Raw genomic sequence first — 17,758 nt, 5'->3', positions numbered from 1 at the left:
TTACGGAATCTCTACAACTCTTCGAACTTATTACGGCCAATTGTTATCTGTCATAGAATGTCTGCAAGATGATGGTGCTTCGAGTCCTGACGTTGGCGGTCGCTCTGATCTCCTGCAGCAACTGCTCGAGGTGCCGTGGCGAGGCCACTCGAACCAGCAACACGTAGCTCTCGTCACCGGCCACCGAATGGCATGCCTCGATACCGGGGATATGTTGCAAGACGGCAGGCGCGTCATCCGGTTGCGAGGGGTCGAGAGGAGTGATCGCGACGAATGCCGACAACAGTTGACCAAGTGCCTCGGGGTCGACGTGAGCCGTGTAGCCCCGGATCACCCCACGCGCCTCTAACCTGCGCACCCGCGATTGCACCGCGGAGACCGATAGGCTCGCCTTCTCTGCCAGGTTCGATAACGTGGCCCGACCGTCTGCCATCAATTCCCGAATCAGCAGGCGATCGATGTCATCGAGTGCGGGTCTTGCCGGTGTATCCGCCATCAGCGAAGGCTAACTCAGCAAGCGCAACTCGTGGCGGAAACCTCTACTCGTTCCCCTTCCCGTAACAGCACAGCCATTGTGCGAATGCCCAAAGCGACAGCGGAGCAATCGATGACACATACGCTCGACGATCACCTCACCATGGACCTGGCAGCCCGTGCGGCGGCGCTGCTGCGCGAGCTGGGCGCCGAGCCGCCCGCAGCCGGCGCATTGCCTGCCCGCACACCGATTACCGGCGGTCAGCTGCTGACGCTGGCCGTCGACTCCCTCGACGACGTCGATGCCGCGATCGATCGCGCCGCCCTGGCATTCCGCGGGTGGCGCACCGTCCCCGCACCCGCGCGGGCCGCGGTGGTGCGGCGGCTGGCCGAACTGCTCACTGTGCACACGTCCCAACTCGGGGAGTTGGTCACGTTGGAGGCCGGGAAGATCGGCCAGGAGGCACTCGGCGAAGTCCAGGAAATGATCGACATCTGCGAGTTCGCGATCGGACTTTCGCGGCAGCTGTACGGCAAGACCATGCCCTCGGAGCGGCCGGGGCATCGACTGCTGGAGACCTGGCATCCACTGGGTGTGGTCGGGGTGATCTCCGCGTTCAACTTCCCGGTCGCGGTGTGGGCGTGGAATACCGCCGTCGCCTTGGTCTGCGGTGACACGGTGGTGTGGAAGCCGTCGGAGACGACGCCGTTGACGGCGCTGGCCTGTCATACCCTGCTGCGCCGCGCCGCGGCCGATGTCGACATGGATCCCGAAGTGCACCAACTGATTCAGGGTGGAGCCGAGGTCGGTTCACGGCTGGTCGACGACGAGCGTGTCGCGCTGGTGAGCGCCACCGGTTCGGTGCGGATGGGGCGCATCGTCGCGCCGCGGGTGGCCGCGCGCTTCGGGCGGTGCCTGCTGGAGTTGGGCGGCAACAACGGCGCGATCGTCACGCCGTCGGCGGATCTGGAACTGGCGGCGCGCGGCATCGTGTTCGCCGCGGCGGGCACCGCAGGCCAACGCTGCACGTCGCTGCGACGGCTGATCGTGCACGCCGACGTCGTCGGCCCACTGCTCGAACGCGTGGCGGGTGCGTATCGGCAACTGCGCGTGGGCAATCCGCTCGAGGACGGGGTGCTGGTCGGCCCGCTGATCGACGGGCGGGCCTACGAGGCGATGGGTGTCGCGTTGAATCGGGCACTCGCCGACGGCGGCGAGCTGGTGTGCGGCGGAGAACGGGTGGACGGCTTCGGCGACGACGCGTTCTACGTGCGTCCGGCGATCGTGCGGATGCCCGCACAGACCGCGGTAGTGCGCGAGGAGACCTTCGCTCCGATCCTCTATGTGCTGACCTATCACGACTTCGACGCCGCGATCACCCTGCATAACGCGGTGCCGCAAGGACTTTCGTCCGCCGTATTCACCGCCGATCAACGCGAGGCCGAGCGCTTCCTCGCCGCCGACGGCTCCGACTGCGGCATCGCCAACGTCAATATCGGCACCTCCGGCGCCGAGATCGGCGGCGCCTTCGGCGGTGAGAAGCAGACCGGCGGCGGCCGCGAATCCGGTTCGGACTCCTGGAAGGCCTACATGCGCCGAGCAACCAACACCATCAACTACTCCGACCAACTCCCCCTCGCACAGGGCATCACATTCGGCTGACAGGCCTCTGACCTGGCGATTAGGTCGGACAGCCACCCCATGCGTAGTCTTAGGGCTACCCAACGCGGGGTGGAGCAGCTCGGTAGCTCGCTGGGCTCATAACCCAGAGGTCGCAGGTTCAAATCCTGTCCCCGCTACTACGAACAGCCCCGGAACGCATATTCCGGGGCTGTTCCTTTTCCCGCATCAGGGACCTCCCTAGGCCACCGATCGCCACCGGTTCGAGTCCTCGAGCCGCACGCGGATGGTGAACCACACTCACCCGACGATGGATTTCATCCAGCCGACGACGGCCGCGTGGTAGTCGGCGGTGTTCCGCGCGAGATTGACCGAATGGCCACTCCCCGGCAGCACAAAGGCCCGCAACCGCGCCGCGGGACCGAAGTACGGCGCTTCCGCGGCCAGCAGGGTCGCGGTATCGACGCACACGGAGTAATCAGGACCGCACGACAAACGGTCCTTGCTGCCGTTGACAAGCAGGACCGGCGCGCTGATGAAGCTGGACATGCCGGGGAGCGTCGAGGTCAAGCCGTCGGGATACTCGGTGAGCGAGAAGGCTTCCTTAGTCTTTTCATCAACGGCGAGCACCTCGGGATCGACATTGCCCGGCCCGAAGAAATCGCGTTCGCGGGCACCCGGCCGGGTGACCAGATAGCCCGAATCGTGTCCACGGCCAGCGAATTGAGGATCTGCCGCAGCCTGATGGTAGGTGCTGATCACGCCGAGTACTTCGGGAATGTTCAGCGCGTGCGAGTATCCGGTGAGCAGTACACCGTCGACATCGCGATAGGCGGTGGCCTCCATGACCGAGGTGCCGGAGCTCAGCGAATGACCGCCGATGACGACCTTGTCGAAGGGCTGCGCACCCGAAAGTCCACGACGTAGGCCCTGGACCAAGCCGTGTAGAGCTTCCGCGGTGGCGGTCGCGGTCAGTGAACCGCTCGGGGGCCTACTGCTCGCTCCGTTTCCGAGCCGATCGGCGACCAGGGTGGCGTAGCCGGCAGCATTCATGGCACGTCGGAAACTGTAAGTCTCTGGGGCGTAGGGAAAGTCCCAGTACGTATGGTTGTAGTTGGACCCGGCCATCAACACCATGACGGTGTCCATGGGCCCGTCCGATGGCAAGCACAACGTCGCGACCAACGTGCCTTGCGCTACCGGAAACGAGAGCTCCCGGCAGTGGTCCGGCGGCGCAGGTTGATCGGCACGAGCAACACCGGATGTGAGACACAACAGTGTCGCCGCCGCTGCGGTGGCCAGGGCCCGGACTGAGATTCGCACGCGATGCGCTCCCTCGTGACAATGCGCAAGGACCGCCGACCGACATCCTTGCTCGGCCATCCGTCAGGCACGCTATAGCCCACTCCGGGCAATAAGCAAGAGCCGCCTCGACATCATGGAAGTTGTTGGTGTCGCATCGAACACCGTTGTCACCGCATCCGAAGTTCCTACGCGCCACATTCGAATCCGGTTGGCAGACAATCCCTCAGAATGCGCTCTACGATGCACGACATGAGCGTGCGGAGGGTGCATTTCGTTGGCAGTTTTCCGGCCGAGAGCACCGACGCCGCCATGCAGGCGATGCTCGACGGCGCGGGTGCTCGACTGCTGACACTGCCGACCGGTGAGACCCGTCGCTACGAGTTCTACATCCAGCCCATCATCGAGGAGCTCGTGTCCCAAGGCGCGCTGGAAGTGAAGAAAATCGGAACCTGGCGCTCGAGTCGAGATCGGACCATCCATCGTCCTGCTCGCGGCGCCGAACTGACCGGCGACATGATGCGCCTCGGGTATCTGGACGAGGCGACAGAGGCACTTCCGATATTCGAGCGTGTACGGGCGGCCCACGGTTTGCCCGAGCTCGCACTACAGATCGGGATGCCCACCGATTTCACGATGACGTTCATAGCAATGGGCGCCTCCGGTGTCCGGACGCATCGGCGAGCGTTCAGCGACGCCACCTCGCGGGACATCGCGGCCGTCCACGAAATAGCGGGAGACGACGTCGTTGTTCAATTGGAGGCCACCGCCGAAATGGTGCTCATGGCACAGGCACAGCCGCTCCAACAGCCGATCAACGCGGCGTTGGGATTAGGTAAGGGCATCGCGGCACTGGCCACGAACGCCCCGGCGGGAACTCGATTCGGCGTGCACATGTGCCTGGGCAGCATGCGCAACAAGGCTCGCACCACGATGCGTGATGCCCGGCCATTCGTGGATCTGGCGAATTCTGTTGTCCAGCACTGGCCTTCGGGTCGACAGCTGGAGTACATTCACGGCCCGTTCGCGGCGGGAGATATACCGCCGTCTACGAAACCCGAATTCTATGCACCACTTGCGGGCTTGTCTCTTGACGTGGGCACCAGGTTCTTCGCGGGGTTGGTGCACGAAAGCCCTTCCCTCACACAGCAAATCGAAACATTGCGGATGATCGAGAAGGCATTGGGCCGTCCGGTCGACGGCGTCGCCACCGCATGCGGCCTCGGCCGCCGTCCGCGCCCGACAGCCGATGCGCTGGTGGCACGCTCCTATACGCTTGCCGCAACGCAGTAGCGGGAAGGTCGTGCGCTTTCGCTGCCGGCCTCAGCGCTTTCGTCCGACACCACCGAGGATCACCACCCGGGTGCTCGGGAGATCGTCGCCGAGCCATTCCTGGACCGGCGCCAGACCGGGTCCGACCATCTCGAGCCCATCGAGGAAGGCGGCCACCGTGGCCGGCGAGCGATAGCGGACCTGAGCTGAACTGCCGACTGTGTCACTCGATGACCGCTCGATGAAGTCCGCTTGCGTGTTGTCCGAGGCATGCGTGAAAGCCAGGTAACTTCCCGGCGCCAGTACGTCCCGCAGCACCCTGATGATCTCGGCCGGATGTTCGTCATCCATCACGTAGTGGAGCACGCCGACGATGAGAATCGCGACCGGCTGGTCGAAATCGATCGTGGCCTCGGTCCGCAACCGCTCGATGAAGTCCATCGGACGGCGAATGTCGCCCAGCATCGGGAACACACCAGGCACGCCGGCCAACAGCGCGTTGCCGTGCGCGTAGACCACCGGGTCATAGTCGATCGACACCACTCGTACCGAGGCATCCACCTGCTGGGCTACCTCGTGCACATTGGGTGAAATCGGGATTCCCGCGCCGATGTCGAGGAATTGTCGAACACCGGCCTCGGCGGCCAACCGCACGGAGTCCAGCAGGAACTGACGACAGAACCAGGCCAGCGTTCTGGTGTCCGGTGCGACGGCAAGCATGCGATGGGCGACCAACTGGTCCACCTCGTAATTGTCCTTGCCGCCCAGCATGTAGTTGTACACCCGAGCCGCATTCGGCTTGGTCGGGTCGATAACCGACGGCATTCGTTCAGCCTCCGGCACAGCACCTCCCTCGATATCCCGATGAGCGCTACACGACGCCGCCGCGGACCCTTGATGTCCGGTGAACCGACACTACCTCCGCCACATCACGAGGTGCGCCGCATCCACCGAAACCGGAAGCGATCCCGAAACAGCAAGCAGTGGTGAACATTCGAGCAAATTTCCCCACAGAATAGGAGGCTGTCCGGTGGCCCCGTGGTCGGGCATGATGGACGATTCTTCCGATGTCACATTGCAGGCACCGACCGTTCGTGAGTCGTTGGGCTGCTATCGCGTTCGCCATAGCGGCGGCATCGACCGGGTGCCCGCGGACACCACGACGGGCGGACCCTCAGCACGGGTGGGCAGACCATTGCGCGACTGTGACGCGAGAAGACTCACTCGTCTTCGGCAACTCCGAGGAGCTGTTTGCCCACCACCCCAGCGAGGACCTCGGTCGAGTAGGCCATCAGCTGGCCTGCTTCGGCATCACGCAGATGGCGTTGGATCGGAGACTGTTTGAGGTAGCCGGAGGCGCCGCCGATGCGCACGCCGAGTTGGGCGACGTCCACTGCCACCTTGTTGGCGAGATATTTGGCGCGGGCCAAGTTCGGGACGAAGGCTGGGATACCGTTGTCGGCCTCCCAGAGGGCACGGTCGTAGAGCGCGTGTGCCGCGGCGAGGCGGATCTCGACGTCGGCCACTTCGAACTGCACCCACTGCTGGTGCGACAGTGGCCTGCCCATGATCACGCGCGACTGCGCGTGCGCGATCAACGCCTCCAGCGCGGCGTCGGCGATGCCGAGGGAGATCGCGGGCAGCCCCGCCGGGATGACCGCGAAGTCACCGGGACCCGGTGCGCGGCCACGATATTCGGCGCGCAGCACGGTGTTGTCGAAGGAGAGCAGTTGGCTGCGGGTCGCGCGCAGGCCCAACGTGTCCCAGATGGGAATGACCGTCACTGTGGCGTCAGGGATTACGCCGAAGAAGGTCGGCACGTCGTCGACGCGTGCATTGACCAGCAGATAGTCGGCGATCTCGCCGCCCGAGACGAAGCGTTTGGCGCCGGTGATCGACCAGCCGCCTTCGACTGGCACGGCCTCCTGCTGCGGATTGAGGAAGCGGTTTCCGCTGGCCGGCTCCGACAACGCGTTCGCGAACCGCTTGCCTGCGAGGAATTCGTCGGCGAAGAACGAGCCCGATGATTCCCGCGTGAACTCGGCGAGCGCGACACCCGCTCCCGCGTGCATCACCCAGATCGTCGCCGTGGAAGGGTCGGCTTTGGCGAGTACGCGCACGAGCTGCCCGAAAGCCAGGTAGCTCAGGCCGAGACCGCCAGCCTGCTCGGGCAGCACCGCCCGATCGACATCGGCGTCGTGAAGTGCGTCCAGATGCTCGACGGCGATAACGGCGCGCTCGTCGTAGTCCGCTGCGGCAGCATCGAAATCGACGGCCATCTCGGTGACCCGGTCGAGGATCTTGCGCTCGACGTCGCGCAGCGGGCCTGGAAATTGCGCAGTGGTCACGAAACACTCTCCGGTAGTAAGGGTTCCGCGATCGCGCGGCGATTCGTCGATCAGGGTACGCAGCGCAAGTGCACCGGAGAACGGGAAATCGAGAAACCGCCGCCTGTCCGCCCGACCTGCCGGCACCGGCGGAGCTGAAACCGTGACGGCCCGGGCGAGGCGGCTGCACACCGCCCGGCCCGGGCCGCTACCTGCTTGCCGGGGACCGGCCGTCATCGGTCCGAGAGCAGCAGTTCGATGCCGACTACACCTGCGGCGGCTCGATGCCGAGTTCGCGCAGGCCATTGCGATACAGCTCGACGTTGGCGAGCTTGATGTCCTCATAGCCGCGAACAATGTCGGTGAGGGCGGCCGCTTCGACGGCCCGGTCGTAGCCGGCCGGGTCGAGGTCGGCGGCGAGCGTCGTCACCATCTCGGTGTAATGGGCGAGCAGAGCGCGTTCCACCCGACGGACGTGGGCGTAGCCGAAGGGATCGAACCTGGTGCCGCGCAGCCGCTTTCCTTTCGCGAGAGCACGCAGCACCAGATGGCTACGTGGGCCGAGGCCGATCTTCTTCTTGCGGCCCATGGCGCGCAGCACCGGCGGGTGCAGGCGGTAGGTGAGGTTGGCGCCTTCGGGGAGCTGGTCGGCCACAGCGTCGAGGAACGCCGGGTCGGTGAGACGGCGGGCTACCTCGTATTCATCCTTGTAGGCGGTGAATTTGTACAGGCCGCGAGCAACGTGCTCGCTGAATTCGGTGCGGTCGGTGACGCGGTGCTGCGCGTCCCAGATGTCTTGTACCGTCCGCACATAGGCACGGGCGACCCGGGCACCTTGGAAACCGATCAGCTCGACGGCGCGCAGCTCGAGCAGACGCCTGGTCTCGCCCGTCGCGGTCACGCCGTCGAAAAGGTCTGCGGGGAGGTCGATCTCGGCAGGCTTGCGCTGCTGGCGGGTGGTGGCGGCCGTGAAATCATCCGGGCGTGCCACCGCAACCCGGCCCCAGCGGAATGCCGCGATGTTGGCGGCCACGGCGACCCCGTTGATCTCGATGGCTTCCTCGATCGCGGTGGCCGGCAGGCGCAGGCCGCCGATCTGATAGGCGGCGCCGACCATCAGGAAGTTCGCGGCGGCGGTGTTGCCGAACAGCACTTCCGCGGCGGCGAGTGCGTCGAAGGAAAGCACCGAGCGCGACACCTGCTCGAGCCGCGACAGCAACGTGCCCTCGTCGGGGTAGGCGACGGACTTGTCGTAGACCATGTCGCCCGTCGGCGTCTTGCTCGTCGAAGCGACCGACAGGGTGGTCGCCTTCGAGCCGTATGCCAGGTTCTTGTTGTCCGTGGCGGCGAGCAGGTCGAAAGCCACGATGCAGTCCGCGGAACCGGGGGTCAGCCGGTTCGCGGGCTCCAGCTCACCGAACGCGAACCGCAGGTGCGACACGACAGGTCCGGCCTTCTGGCTCAGGCCGATCTGGTCCAGGCTCGCCACCTCGTAACCTGCGCGCAGCGCGGCGGTCGCGAGCACCTGGTTGACCGTGACGATGCCGGTGCCGCCGATGCCGGCCAAGAAGACATTCTGGGTCGTCGTCGGTGTCGCGTCCTGGAGTTCGGGCAGCATCGGCGGCTCGGCGCGCTCGGTCGCGGCGCGCTTCTTCGCTTTCGTCGACTCCGGGAGCTCCACGGTGACGAACGAAGGGCAGTCGCCGTCCATGCAGCTGTAATCGGTGTTGCAGGAGGTCTGATCGATCGTGGTCTTGCGGCCGAATTCGGTGTCGACCGGCTGGACCGACAGACAGTTGCTCTTGACACCGCAGTCGCCACAGCCCTCGCACACCGCCTCGTTGATGACCACCCGAGTGCGGCGAACCGGCAGGGTGCCGCGCTTGCGCTTGCGGCGCGCGTCGGCAGCGCAATGCTGGTCGTAGACGAGCACCGTGACACCGGGGACTTCCCGCAGCGTGCGCTGTGCTTCGTCGAGCCGATCGCGGTGCCACAGCAGAGTGCCCGCGGCAAGATCGCGCTTGCGGTACTTTTTCGGCTCGTCGGCACAGATGATGATCTGCCGCACGCCCTCGGTCTTGAGCTTGTGGGTCAGCATCGGCACCGCGAGGGCACCCTCCGCGTCCTGCGCACCGGTCATCGCGACGACATCGTTGTACAGCAGCTTGTAGGTGATGTTGACACCCGCGGCGATGCAGGCTTGCACGGCGAGCTGCCCGGAGTGGAAATATGTGCCGTCGCCGATGTTCTGGAACAGGTGCGGCACGTCGGTGAACGGCGCCTGGCCGATCCATTGCGCGCCTTCACCGCCCATCTGTGTCAGCCCGGTGACCTTGCTGTCGTCACGACCCGACATGGTGACCATGGTGTGGCAGCCGATGCCGCCACCGGCCAGCGAGCCCTCCGGCACCGCGGTGGATCGGTTGTGCGGGCAGCCGCTGCAGAAGTAGGCGGCCCGCTTGGCAGGCAGCACCGACAGCGACAGTGGTTGCGGCAGTGGTCGTTTCATCTCCAGCTGCCCCCGCAGCGCGCGGCGCAGTGGCGCGACGATCCGGCCAGCGGTGAGTTCTCCGTCCTGGCCGAACAGTGGCCGGTTGTCGGCATCGCGCTTGCCGATGATCTGCGGCGCCTCCGGCGTGCCGTACAGGATCTCCCGGATCTGGGTTTCGATGAAGGCGGTCTTGTCCTCGACGACCACGATGCGCGAAAGACCATCGGCGAACTGCCGGACCCGTTCGGGCGCAATCGGATACGGCATCCCGATACGCAGCAGCCGGACGCCGGCATGCTGTAGAGCCGCATCATCGACGCCGAGGTCGACGAGGGCCTGACGCACCGCGTCGAAGGTGGTTCCTGTTGCCGCAATGCCGACAGTGGCGCGGGCGGGGTTCACCTCGATGACGTCCAGCTCGTTGAGTGCGCTGTAGGCCTTGACGATTTCCCAGCGCGGACCATACAGATCCGCCTCGGCGATCACGCTGTCCGCCGGCGCCGCCATCGGCCGCTGCAGATAGGTGAACGGCCTGCCCTCCCATTCGATTTCCGGCACGGTGATGGCGATATCGCCCACCGAGCCGTCGACCGTCCACGCACCGTCGGCCACATCCGCCACGATCTTCAGCGCCACCATGCATCCCGAAGCGCGCGACAGTGCGACGCCGTGCAGACCCATGGTGACGATCTCGCGCGCATTGCGGGGGAACAGCACCGGGATGTTCAGCGCCGCCAGCGAGCGCTCGCTGACCGCGGGCACGGTCGACGACTTGGAGGCGGGGTCGTCGCCGACCAGCAGCAGCACGCCGCCGCGCGGATTCACCCCGTACATATTGGCGTGCCGCAACGCATCCGTGGCCCGGTCGAGCCCGGGCCCCTTGCCGTACCAAACCCCGACTACGCCGTCATGCGTCGCGGCGCCCGCGGGCAGATCGGCCTGACTCCCCCATACGGAGGTGGCGGCGATTTCCTCGTTCAAGCCCGGCACAAAAGAAATATCGTGCTCGGCGAGCACGTTCGGCATGCCGTTCAACATCTTGTCGACGCCGCCGAGTGGGCTGCCCTGATACCCCGAGACGAAGGTGCCGACCCGCTGCCCGGCGCGCAGATCACGCATGTGCTGTTCGACCAGCTGTCTGGCAATCGCCTGGACGCCGGTGAGGACAACGGTTCCGGCGCCGACCCGGTAGCGGTCGGCGAGGTCGTACGGGGCTGAGATCAGTTCGCGGTCAGCGAGCTCGGTCATGCAGTCCACCCATCCGCTCAGTGCCGATCAGGCACTTCGCTTCGTTGAGCACTTGGTGCCGCCATCCTGTCTTCGAAGCTCCGAACGCACAATAGCGGTAGAAAAAGTTGAGCAAAGTGCGCAATCTGACCATCAAAGAGCGGGCACGGCCTATGCAGGATGCGAGGTAAGTGTGATCGTGACCACGCTACGCACGAATCGCGGATTTTCGGCGCAGCCGCGCACAGACCCGCACTGGGCCCACCGCCGGACGCGGCGGCCGATCTCGGGGCGCAGCTGACGCTCGGCTATCTCATCGACACCACGCCGCTGATTTCGTCGGCGCCGGGCGGTCCTTTCGACAGACCATCCGGATATCAAGCGGAAATCAGCCACTGCGGCCATGGGCGAGCGCACCCCGTTCGACCTGCAGGGCGGCGAACTAGGCAACTATTCGGCATCCATGTGATCTTGACCAAGCTCAGATGAGTTAGGTTGTGAAACCGACAGTTTCAGCAGGACGATGTGGCTGTTTTCGTCGGATCGACGATAACTTTCGCATCGGATGGTGTCGCCTACGGCGGACACCGGCAGCCCACGAGCCGAAGGAGGTGCGAGAGCCTGCCGTGATCGGCTCGTTCGGTCCGGCTGCCGGTTCCCCCTTTCCGTCTGCGCAGTGAACGCAGAGGTTCACTGCGGTTTACCCGTGTAGTGCCGGTCCATCCGATGCGCTGAGGCCTGAGACGTTACTGCCGCAGGTCCGCCTCGCCGGTGGCGGCTGCCCCATCGAAGGAATGCCTTGTCCAGAGTTCCCTTCAGGATTGCGATCCTGTTGTTGAGTATCGTTTCGCTCGGCATGCTCGGCGCGCCCGTCAATGCCCAGCCGCTGTATCCCACCCCGGACCCCGATCCCTTCTACTCCGCGCCACCCGAACTCGAGACGCTGCATCCGGGTGACGTGGTCCGGACCCGCAAGATCGACACCGCGTTCTACGTCGGAACCGAAGGCTGGCAGGTCGCGTTCCGCTCCACGAACTCCCAGGGCGGCCCCGTCATGGGTGTCACCACCGTCCTGCTTCCCGTCGGCGTGAAGAACCCGCCACTGGTCTCCTACCAGGCCTTGATCAACTCCCTCGGCACCCAGTGCAACCCGTCGCGATCGCTGTTCAACGGCGAATTGCAGGACGCGGTCGGGGCCATGCTTCCCATCGGTCGCGGGTGGGCGGTCTCGCTGCCGGACTACCTCGGCCCCACCTCGGCCTACGGTGCCGCGAAGCTCAGCGGCATGATGACCCTCGACAGTGTCCGCGCGGTACAGAAGGCGACCGAACTCGGTCTGTCCACCTCGCCGGTCGCGATCGCGGGCTACTCCGGCGGCGGCATGGCCACCGCGTGGGCGGCGGCACTGCAACCCACCTACGCCCCTGACCTGAAACTCACCGCCGCGGTCGCGGGCGGCATCCCCGCCGACCTCGAAGAGATGGCGATGTCACTGGGCTTCAATCCGCACCCCGGCTTCGGCCTGGCCTTCGCCGCGGCCATGGGCCTGGAACGCGAATACCCGAACCGATTGCCGATCTCCGAGCAGCTCAACCCGAACGGCCTGTGGTTCCGGGAATTCACCCACGACGCCTGCCGCCGATTCCTGCTCTTCCACGGAGCCTTCCGTAGCGCGGAGCAGATGGCGGCGTCCAAGAGCTTGATGGACAGCCCCGAAGCGCATGAGGTTCTGCGCGAGAACAGCTTGCGCTACTTCCCCGGCGTCCCGACGGTGCCGACGTACATGTGGCAGGGCCGCTTCGACACCCTCACCTTCTTCAACCCGGTGGCCGAGGTAGCCGACCGCTACTGTCGAGCCGGAGCACCGGTCGAGTTCCGCCCCTACGACATCGCCGAACACATGACCACGGCCGTCGCCGGTTTCGTCGACGCGTGGAACTACGTGGAAGCTCGCTTCCGCGGCGACCCGGTACCCACCAGCTGCTGAGCTCTCACCACAAGGCGGCCTCGGAGATGTTCTCCGGGGCCGCTTTTCGTTGGTCGCGACGTCTCGTCCCGGTCGATGAAGCAGCTACCCCAGGCATCGCAACATTCGTCGACCGGCCTGGAGTTCCGCGTAGAGAAGACATGTCGCACAGTTTGCGCACGCTCGTGTTCGCGAGTGTCGCCGTCGCCGGGTCGTTCGCGCTCTTGCTGGGCGGTTGTTCGTCTCCCCCGACCTCCCTGACGAGCGGCGTAACAACCGCTGCGTCGTCCAGCGTCGCGCCAGCCACTGCCGCACCGACTACTACAGTGCCTGCCGCTGTGACGCCGCAGGCCGTTTCCGCAGCGCCTCGCCCAGCGGATTCGACGCCGCCGACCACGCCGCCGGCAACCACGAACTACATCCCGCCCGCCGCGATCCTGCCCGCGCCGCAGAACGATCCAGCCGGGTGTGGCCCGAATTCCTACCTCAATTCCTACGACCAGTGCGTGCACCGCCCGGAATCGGCCGCGGCCCCACCGCCGGGAGCGACGGCACGATGCAAGGACGGCACCTACAGCTTCAGCAAGAATCGCTCTGGGACCTGCTCGGGCCACGGCGGGGTCGTGACCTGGCTCTGACCGCTGCCAGGCCGCCCACCCGCGGTCCCGCACCGGCGTAGGGTGTAGCGGGTGAGTGAACGCGTCTTGATCATCGGTGCCGGTGTCGTCGGAGCCTCGGTGGCCTATCACCTTGTCCAGCTCGGGCACGATCAGGTGACAGTCGTCGACAGCCGTGCGCGTGATGTCCTGCCCGGGTCGACCGGTCTGGCTCCTGGATTCGTCGGGCAACTCAGTGCCACACCGGAATTGGTTGTCTTGGCCAAAGACAGTGTCGCGACGTACCTGGGGTTGTCACAGGCCGCGGCAACGCCGATGTTCTGGCAGGTCGGCTGCCTGGAGATCGCCACAACTCCCGAACGTCTCGAACAAGCGCACCGCGATGTCGACCATGGGCGGCAATGGGACATCGAGGCTCAGGTGATCGATGCCGCGGCGGCAGTGGCTATGGCTCCGGCACTGGTCGACGCCGACCGGGCGTTGGGCGCGCTGTACATCCCTTCGGACGGCGCGGCGGATCCCGCCCGGCTGACCCACAGCCTCATCGATGCCGCCGAACGCGGCGGTGCGCGGTTCCGCTGGAACACCCCCGTGCAGGCGTTGGCGCAGGAACGCGACCGAATCATCGGTGCGCGGACCGGAACCGATGACGAGCTGCTACCTGCCGAGCACGTCGTGCTCGCCACCGGCATGTGGGGTCCCGTCCTGGCCGGACGAGCCGGAGTACGGCTCCCCATGATCGATGTCCAGCACCCGTATCTCTTCACCGCCGAGCAGCCCGACCTCGACGACACCCCCATCGATGCGCCGATAGTCCGCTATCCGGACCACACGGTCTACACCCGTCGTCACGGCCGCCGCTACGGACTGGGCACCTATTCACACACCCCGGCCCCCTTGACACCGACGGCGTCACTCACCTCCGCTGAACAGCCGTTCCGCGACAATGACTTCGGCGATGCCCTCGCCGCGGCCACCGCCATGGTCCCCGCCTTCCGCAACGCCACCCGCGGACGCCACCTCAACGGCGTATTCGCCCTGACACCGGACGAACTCCCCCTCGTCGGCCCCGCCGCCGGAGCACCCGGCCTGTGGATCGCCGAGGCGTCCTGGGTAGCCCACGCCGCAGGCGTGGGACGCCAGCTGGCCAACATGCTCCTCGGCACCGGCGACCTCCTGGTCGACCCGGACCGCTTGTCCCCCAACCGCTTCGCCCACTGGAGCGACGAAAAGATCCGTGCCACCGCCCTGACCAATTACCAGGGCATCTACAACGCCCACTGACACCCCGCCGGACCGGACACCCGCTGGGATGCCGCACCGTCGGTCAGTCGGCGGGACAGGCGGGGTTACTCGGTGATCGAGCGGACTTGCTCCTCGTACTCGGCCCGGATCTCGTAGTCGGCGGGGTGCAGGGCGCGGTCGCCGTCGAAGAGCTTGCGCACCAAACGGACTGCGCGTTCGGGGGCGGCCGCGAGGGCGATGTCGATGGGGCCGAGGTAATGGGGGACCGCAACTTCGGCTTTGCGGGTGTGGACGGTGTGCACGATGGTGGCGGCGACGTCTTCGGGGTCGACGGTCGGCATGCCCTTGCCGAGGGTCAAACCCGACGACAGACGCGTGCGGACCGCCGAAGGCAGCACACAACTCACACTGACACCGTGCGGCGCGAACTCCAAACGCGTTGCTGCCGAGAGACCTACGGCGGCGAACTTGCTCGCGTTGTAGACGGCGAGACCGGCCACCGGGATCTTGCCCGCCAGCGAGGCCACATTGACGACGTGGCCGTGGCCGCGCTCGATCATGTCAGGGACCACGGCGCGCATGCCATTGATCAGGCCCCACACATTGATATCCATGGTGGCGCGCCCGACGGCGTCCGGTTCGTCGAGAAAAGAACCCGCAGGCATGACGCCCGCATTGTTGACCAGAATGTCGATGCGACCGAAGTCGGCGACCGCCTTGTCCCACTGGTCGCGAGCCCGCACATCGAGTTCGAAGGCGCGCGCGCCGACGGCGGCAGCGGCGGATTCGGCTGCGGCGGTGTCGACATCGGCGATCGCGATCTCGGCGCCTTCGGCGGCGAACAGCTCCGCCGCGGACCGACCGATGCCGCGGCCCGCGCCGGTGATGAGCACCCGAGCGCCTCGGATATCGATGTCGGGGTAATTCTGTCCGAGAATGCTCATGCCCACGCCTCGCTCGCCTTCGGCTCCGGCACACACAATGCCCACCGGCGCCCGATGTGTCGGCTGTGCTCGCTCATAGAAAAACTCCTTGTTCCAGTACTCGGCGGGTGCTGTGCAGGCTGTGTTCGAACGTGTCGGGACGGCGGCGGCCGTCCATGAAGTTGGGCCCCATCACCGCGAGATCGGCGGCGGTAGCATCGACGCGCAGCACCTTGGTGCCTGCCGCGCGCAGTCGGGCGACCTCGACATCGAGCTGCGCGCTCATCCGGTTCCGCAGCTGCCGCTCGAGGAAGTGGCCCGGCGTGGTCGCCGGGATCCGACCCGTCGAGGCCATCGGGGCAAGCAGCACAACCTCATCCAGCTTCTCCGGGATGAGCAGGTCTACCGAGGCTGTCGACCCGGTGCCGCCATCGATGAAGTGGCGACCCGCGATCGAGACCGGCGGGAACCAGCCCGGGACCGCCCACGACGCCCGCAGCGCCTCGCCCAGCGTCGTCTCCGGCGCGTCAGGGGCGCCGAACGCGACACGCTCGCCAGTGTCGTAATCCATGGCGACCAGCCGAGTCGCGGGGTGTGGCACCCAGGTGCGGCCCGGGTTCAACCGCTCGGCGAGTTGCTGCAACCAACCCGGGTCACCGCGGCCGACCGGCAGCAGGCCACTGCCCGCGGTGAGCAGTGCCTGCCCGGACTCGGTGCGGCGCAGGGGCAGTCGCAACGAGCCGAGCCGCGGGCGCGGCAGCGGCGGAAAGCGTCCGGGTTCGGACCGCATGTGCGCCAACAGAATCGGATTTGTCGAGGTGCCGCGTTGCATCGCGATCAGCTCGTCGACCCCGATGCCGCTGCCGAGCATGGTCACCGTCTCCGCGCCCGCGGAGGTGCCGATCAACACGTCCGCCTCGCGCGGATCCCAGCCCAGTACGTCACGGGTCGCGGCGAGCGCGGCGACGATCCAGGCGGCACCGAGCGTGCCACCGCATCCGATGGCAAGGCCACGCCGCTGTGACCCGCTTTTGTTACCCATAGTTCCGAACACTAGCAGAATCCAAATACCTTCGGTATCTGAAATCCGTCGGTACGTAGAATCATCCGCATGGCACGTCTGACCCGGTCCGAAAGCCAGGCCCGCACCCGCGCGGACCTGATCGCCACGGCACGCGACCTCTTCCTGGCCGAGGGCTACGCGAAGACCAGCCTGGAGCGGGTCGCCGAGGAAGCGGGCTATTCGAAGGGTGCGGTGTACTCGAACTTCCGCACCAAAAAGGAACTCGGCCTGGAGGTGCTCGGGCTCATCCATGCCACCAAATTCCAAGAGGTCACCGACCTGATCGCGGCGGGCAACACGTTGGACGATCAGCTGGAGCGCTTCCAGGAATGGGCCGAACGCACCCTCGGCGACGTCGGCTGGACCCTGCTGGAATTCGAGTTCGCGACGGTCGCCCGCGACGACCCCGAACTGCAGGCCGCGCTGGTGTCCAACCTCGCCATGGTGCGCGGCGCCGTCGCCGGGCAAGTGCAGAGTTTGTCCGACACGGTCGGAGTTCCCTTGCCGATGCCCGCGGAGGAAGCCGCGAGCGCGATCCTCAGCATGGGTATCGGCCTAGGCATGCAGCGCGCTATCGATCCATCGATCCCGGCCCGGCTGATCACCGATGCCGTGCGGCTGCTGGTGACCTCCGGCGGCGGGGTACCGCGTGCGTAACAACGCACGCTCACGCGGTGAAGTGCAGCGTCCACTCACCGCGGTAATGCAGCCGGGTGACGCTGCCCGGCGGAATGTCGATCCGCCAGAACGATTTCGGCGGCGCGTCCAATGCGACGAGCAAGGCCGCCCTGATCACCGCCGGATGGGTGATCGCGATGGTGGACATGCCTTCGGAGGCGATCTCGGCCATCCAATATCTGGTCCGCTCGACCACGTCCACCACGGATTCACCGCCGTGGCCGCGGAACTGCGGGTCGGTCAGCCAGGCGTACAGCTCGTCCTGGGGCACCGACATCAATTCGCCACCGCGCCACGCCCCCGCGTCGAGGTCGCGCAGCCGGGTGTCCTCCTCACCCGGCAACCCCATCAGGGCCGCGGTTTCCACGGCCCGGCGTTCGGGGCCGGTGAGGACTCGAGCGGCGGTAAGCGGCCCGCATGCGGCGATTGCCCTGCGGCCCGCCTCGGTGAGCGACTCGTCGACCGGAAAACGTGCTTTTCGCATCGCCTCGGTCATGCCATGGCTGACCAGGTCGAGTCTGAGCACCTTTTGCACGGATGGAAGCGTACGGC

At 66.2% G+C, this 17,758-nt stretch carries 14 protein-coding genes and 1 tRNA gene; 7 read left to right on the top strand and 8 right to left on the bottom strand.

The genetic code is table 11. From position 1 onward, the window contains the following. Window positions 1-43 precede the first annotated feature (43 nt). Entirely contained in the window at window positions 44-496 is a 453-nt protein-coding gene (locus AB0M74_RS14055) for an Lrp/AsnC family transcriptional regulator (protein WP_040732134.1), read from the bottom strand. A 111-nt stretch (window positions 497-607) separates the two neighbouring features. Between AB0M74_RS14055 and AB0M74_RS14050 the strand changes: the two genes are divergently transcribed. Then, on the top strand, window positions 608-2,137 hold the full coding sequence (locus AB0M74_RS14050) for an aldehyde dehydrogenase family protein (protein WP_364906281.1): 1,530 nt from the start codon (window positions 608-610) through the stop codon (window positions 2,135-2,137). 63 nt (window positions 2,138-2,200) lie between these two features. Beyond that, a tRNA-Met gene (locus AB0M74_RS14045) sits at window positions 2,201-2,274 on the top strand. A gap of 121 nt (window positions 2,275-2,395) precedes the next feature. Here AB0M74_RS14045 and AB0M74_RS14040 read toward each other — a convergent pair. Continuing rightward, window positions 2,396-3,418 (bottom strand): alpha/beta fold hydrolase, encoded by a 1,023-nt coding sequence (locus tag AB0M74_RS14040; protein WP_364906278.1) that lies wholly within the window; start codon window positions 3,416-3,418, stop codon window positions 2,396-2,398. 231 nt (window positions 3,419-3,649) lie between these two features. Here AB0M74_RS14040 and AB0M74_RS14035 point away from each other — a divergent pair, with 231 nt between their 5' ends. After that, a complete protein-coding gene (locus AB0M74_RS14035; protein WP_364906275.1) occupies window positions 3,650-4,690 on the top strand; it encodes a hypothetical protein in 1,041 nt (346 codons plus the stop codon). Between the two features lie 30 nt (window positions 4,691-4,720). Here AB0M74_RS14035 and AB0M74_RS14030 read toward each other — a convergent pair whose 3' ends face one another. From AB0M74_RS14030 to AB0M74_RS14020, 3 genes are all read right to left on the bottom strand, one after another. After that, the gene (locus tag AB0M74_RS14030) at window positions 4,721-5,512 is read right to left on the bottom strand and encodes an SAM-dependent methyltransferase (protein WP_364906273.1); all 792 of its coding nucleotides are present in this window, start codon (window positions 5,510-5,512) and stop codon (window positions 4,721-4,723) included. A gap of 377 nt (window positions 5,513-5,889) precedes the next feature. Next, window positions 5,890-7,017: an acyl-CoA dehydrogenase family protein gene (locus AB0M74_RS14025; RefSeq protein ID WP_364906270.1), complete on the bottom strand. Its 1,128-nt coding sequence runs from the start codon at window positions 7,015-7,017 to the stop codon at window positions 5,890-5,892. Between the two features lie 244 nt (window positions 7,018-7,261). Beyond that, on the bottom strand, window positions 7,262-10,735 hold the full coding sequence (locus tag AB0M74_RS14020; protein WP_364906267.1) for an indolepyruvate ferredoxin oxidoreductase family protein: 3,474 nt from the start codon (window positions 10,733-10,735) through the stop codon (window positions 7,262-7,264). 835 nt (window positions 10,736-11,570) lie between these two features. Between AB0M74_RS14020 and AB0M74_RS14015 the strand changes: the two genes are divergently transcribed. The 3 genes from AB0M74_RS14015 (at window position 11,571) to AB0M74_RS14005 (ending at window position 14,581) form a co-directional block, all read left to right on the top strand. Next, window positions 11,571-12,701, top strand: coding sequence for a lipase family protein (locus AB0M74_RS14015; protein ID WP_364906556.1), 1,131 nt, complete (start codon window positions 11,571-11,573; stop codon window positions 12,699-12,701). A 317-nt stretch (window positions 12,702-13,018) separates the two neighbouring features. Next, window positions 13,019-13,318 carry a DUF3761 domain-containing protein gene (locus AB0M74_RS14010; RefSeq protein WP_364906264.1) on the top strand — a complete coding sequence of 100 codons (300 nt, stop codon included), beginning with the start codon at window positions 13,019-13,021 and terminating at the stop codon, window positions 13,316-13,318. A gap of 51 nt (window positions 13,319-13,369) precedes the next feature. Further along, complete coding sequence (locus tag AB0M74_RS14005) at window positions 13,370-14,581, top strand: FAD-binding oxidoreductase (protein ID WP_364906263.1); 1,212 nt, start codon at window positions 13,370-13,372, stop codon at window positions 14,579-14,581. 65 nt (window positions 14,582-14,646) lie between these two features. On the opposite strand, the gene AB0M74_RS14000 is transcribed toward AB0M74_RS14005, so the two are convergent. Both AB0M74_RS14000 and AB0M74_RS13995 read right to left on the bottom strand, forming a co-directional pair. Next, window positions 14,647-15,486, bottom strand: a complete 840-nt coding sequence (locus tag AB0M74_RS14000; protein ID WP_364906259.1) for an SDR family oxidoreductase — start codon at window positions 15,484-15,486, stop codon at window positions 14,647-14,649. A gap of 73 nt (window positions 15,487-15,559) precedes the next feature. Further along, the gene (locus tag AB0M74_RS13995; protein ID WP_364906257.1) at window positions 15,560-16,507 is read right to left on the bottom strand and encodes a patatin-like phospholipase family protein; all 948 of its coding nucleotides are present in this window, start codon (window positions 16,505-16,507) and stop codon (window positions 15,560-15,562) included. Between the two features lie 69 nt (window positions 16,508-16,576). Here AB0M74_RS13995 and AB0M74_RS13990 point away from each other — a divergent pair, with 69 nt between their 5' ends. Further along, window positions 16,577-17,185: a TetR/AcrR family transcriptional regulator gene (locus tag AB0M74_RS13990; RefSeq protein ID WP_364906254.1), complete on the top strand. Its 609-nt coding sequence runs from the start codon at window positions 16,577-16,579 to the stop codon at window positions 17,183-17,185. Between the two features lie 10 nt (window positions 17,186-17,195). On the opposite strand, the gene AB0M74_RS13985 is transcribed toward AB0M74_RS13990, so the two are convergent. Next, window positions 17,196-17,741 (bottom strand): histidine phosphatase family protein, encoded by a 546-nt coding sequence (locus AB0M74_RS13985; RefSeq protein WP_328409656.1) that lies wholly within the window; start codon window positions 17,739-17,741, stop codon window positions 17,196-17,198. Between the last annotated feature and the right edge of the window lie 17 nt (window positions 17,742-17,758).

This window comes from Nocardia sp. NPDC051463, from assembly GCF_040681975.1.
Classification (GTDB): domain Bacteria; phylum Actinomycetota; class Actinomycetes; order Mycobacteriales; family Mycobacteriaceae; genus Nocardia.
This window is presented reverse-complemented; position numbering and strand designations above follow the sequence as displayed.

What these genes read in the sequence shown, in the direction of transcription:
- AB0M74_RS14055 (WP_040732134.1), bottom strand. Translation starts at nt 496, where the DNA reads ATGGCGGATACACCGGCAAGACCCGCACTCGATGACATCGATCGCCTG.
- AB0M74_RS14050 (WP_364906281.1), top strand. Translation starts at nt 608, where the DNA reads ATGACACATACGCTCGACGATCACCTCACCATGGACCTGGCAGCCCGT.
- AB0M74_RS14035 (WP_364906275.1), top strand. Translation starts at nt 3,650, where the DNA reads ATGAGCGTGCGGAGGGTGCATTTCGTTGGCAGTTTTCCGGCCGAGAGC.
- AB0M74_RS14020 (WP_364906267.1), bottom strand. Translation starts at nt 10,735, where the DNA reads ATGACCGAGCTCGCTGACCGCGAACTGATCTCAGCCCCGTACGACCTC.
- AB0M74_RS14015 (WP_364906556.1), top strand. Translation starts at nt 11,571, where the DNA reads ATGCTCGGCGCGCCCGTCAATGCCCAGCCGCTGTATCCCACCCCGGAC.
- AB0M74_RS14000 (WP_364906259.1), bottom strand. Translation starts at nt 15,486, where the DNA reads ATGAGCATTCTCGGACAGAATTACCCCGACATCGATATCCGAGGCGCT.
- AB0M74_RS13995 (WP_364906257.1), bottom strand. Translation starts at nt 16,507, where the DNA reads ATGGGTAACAAAAGCGGGTCACAGCGGCGTGGCCTTGCCATCGGATGC.
- AB0M74_RS13990 (WP_364906254.1), top strand. Translation starts at nt 16,577, where the DNA reads ATGGCACGTCTGACCCGGTCCGAAAGCCAGGCCCGCACCCGCGCGGAC.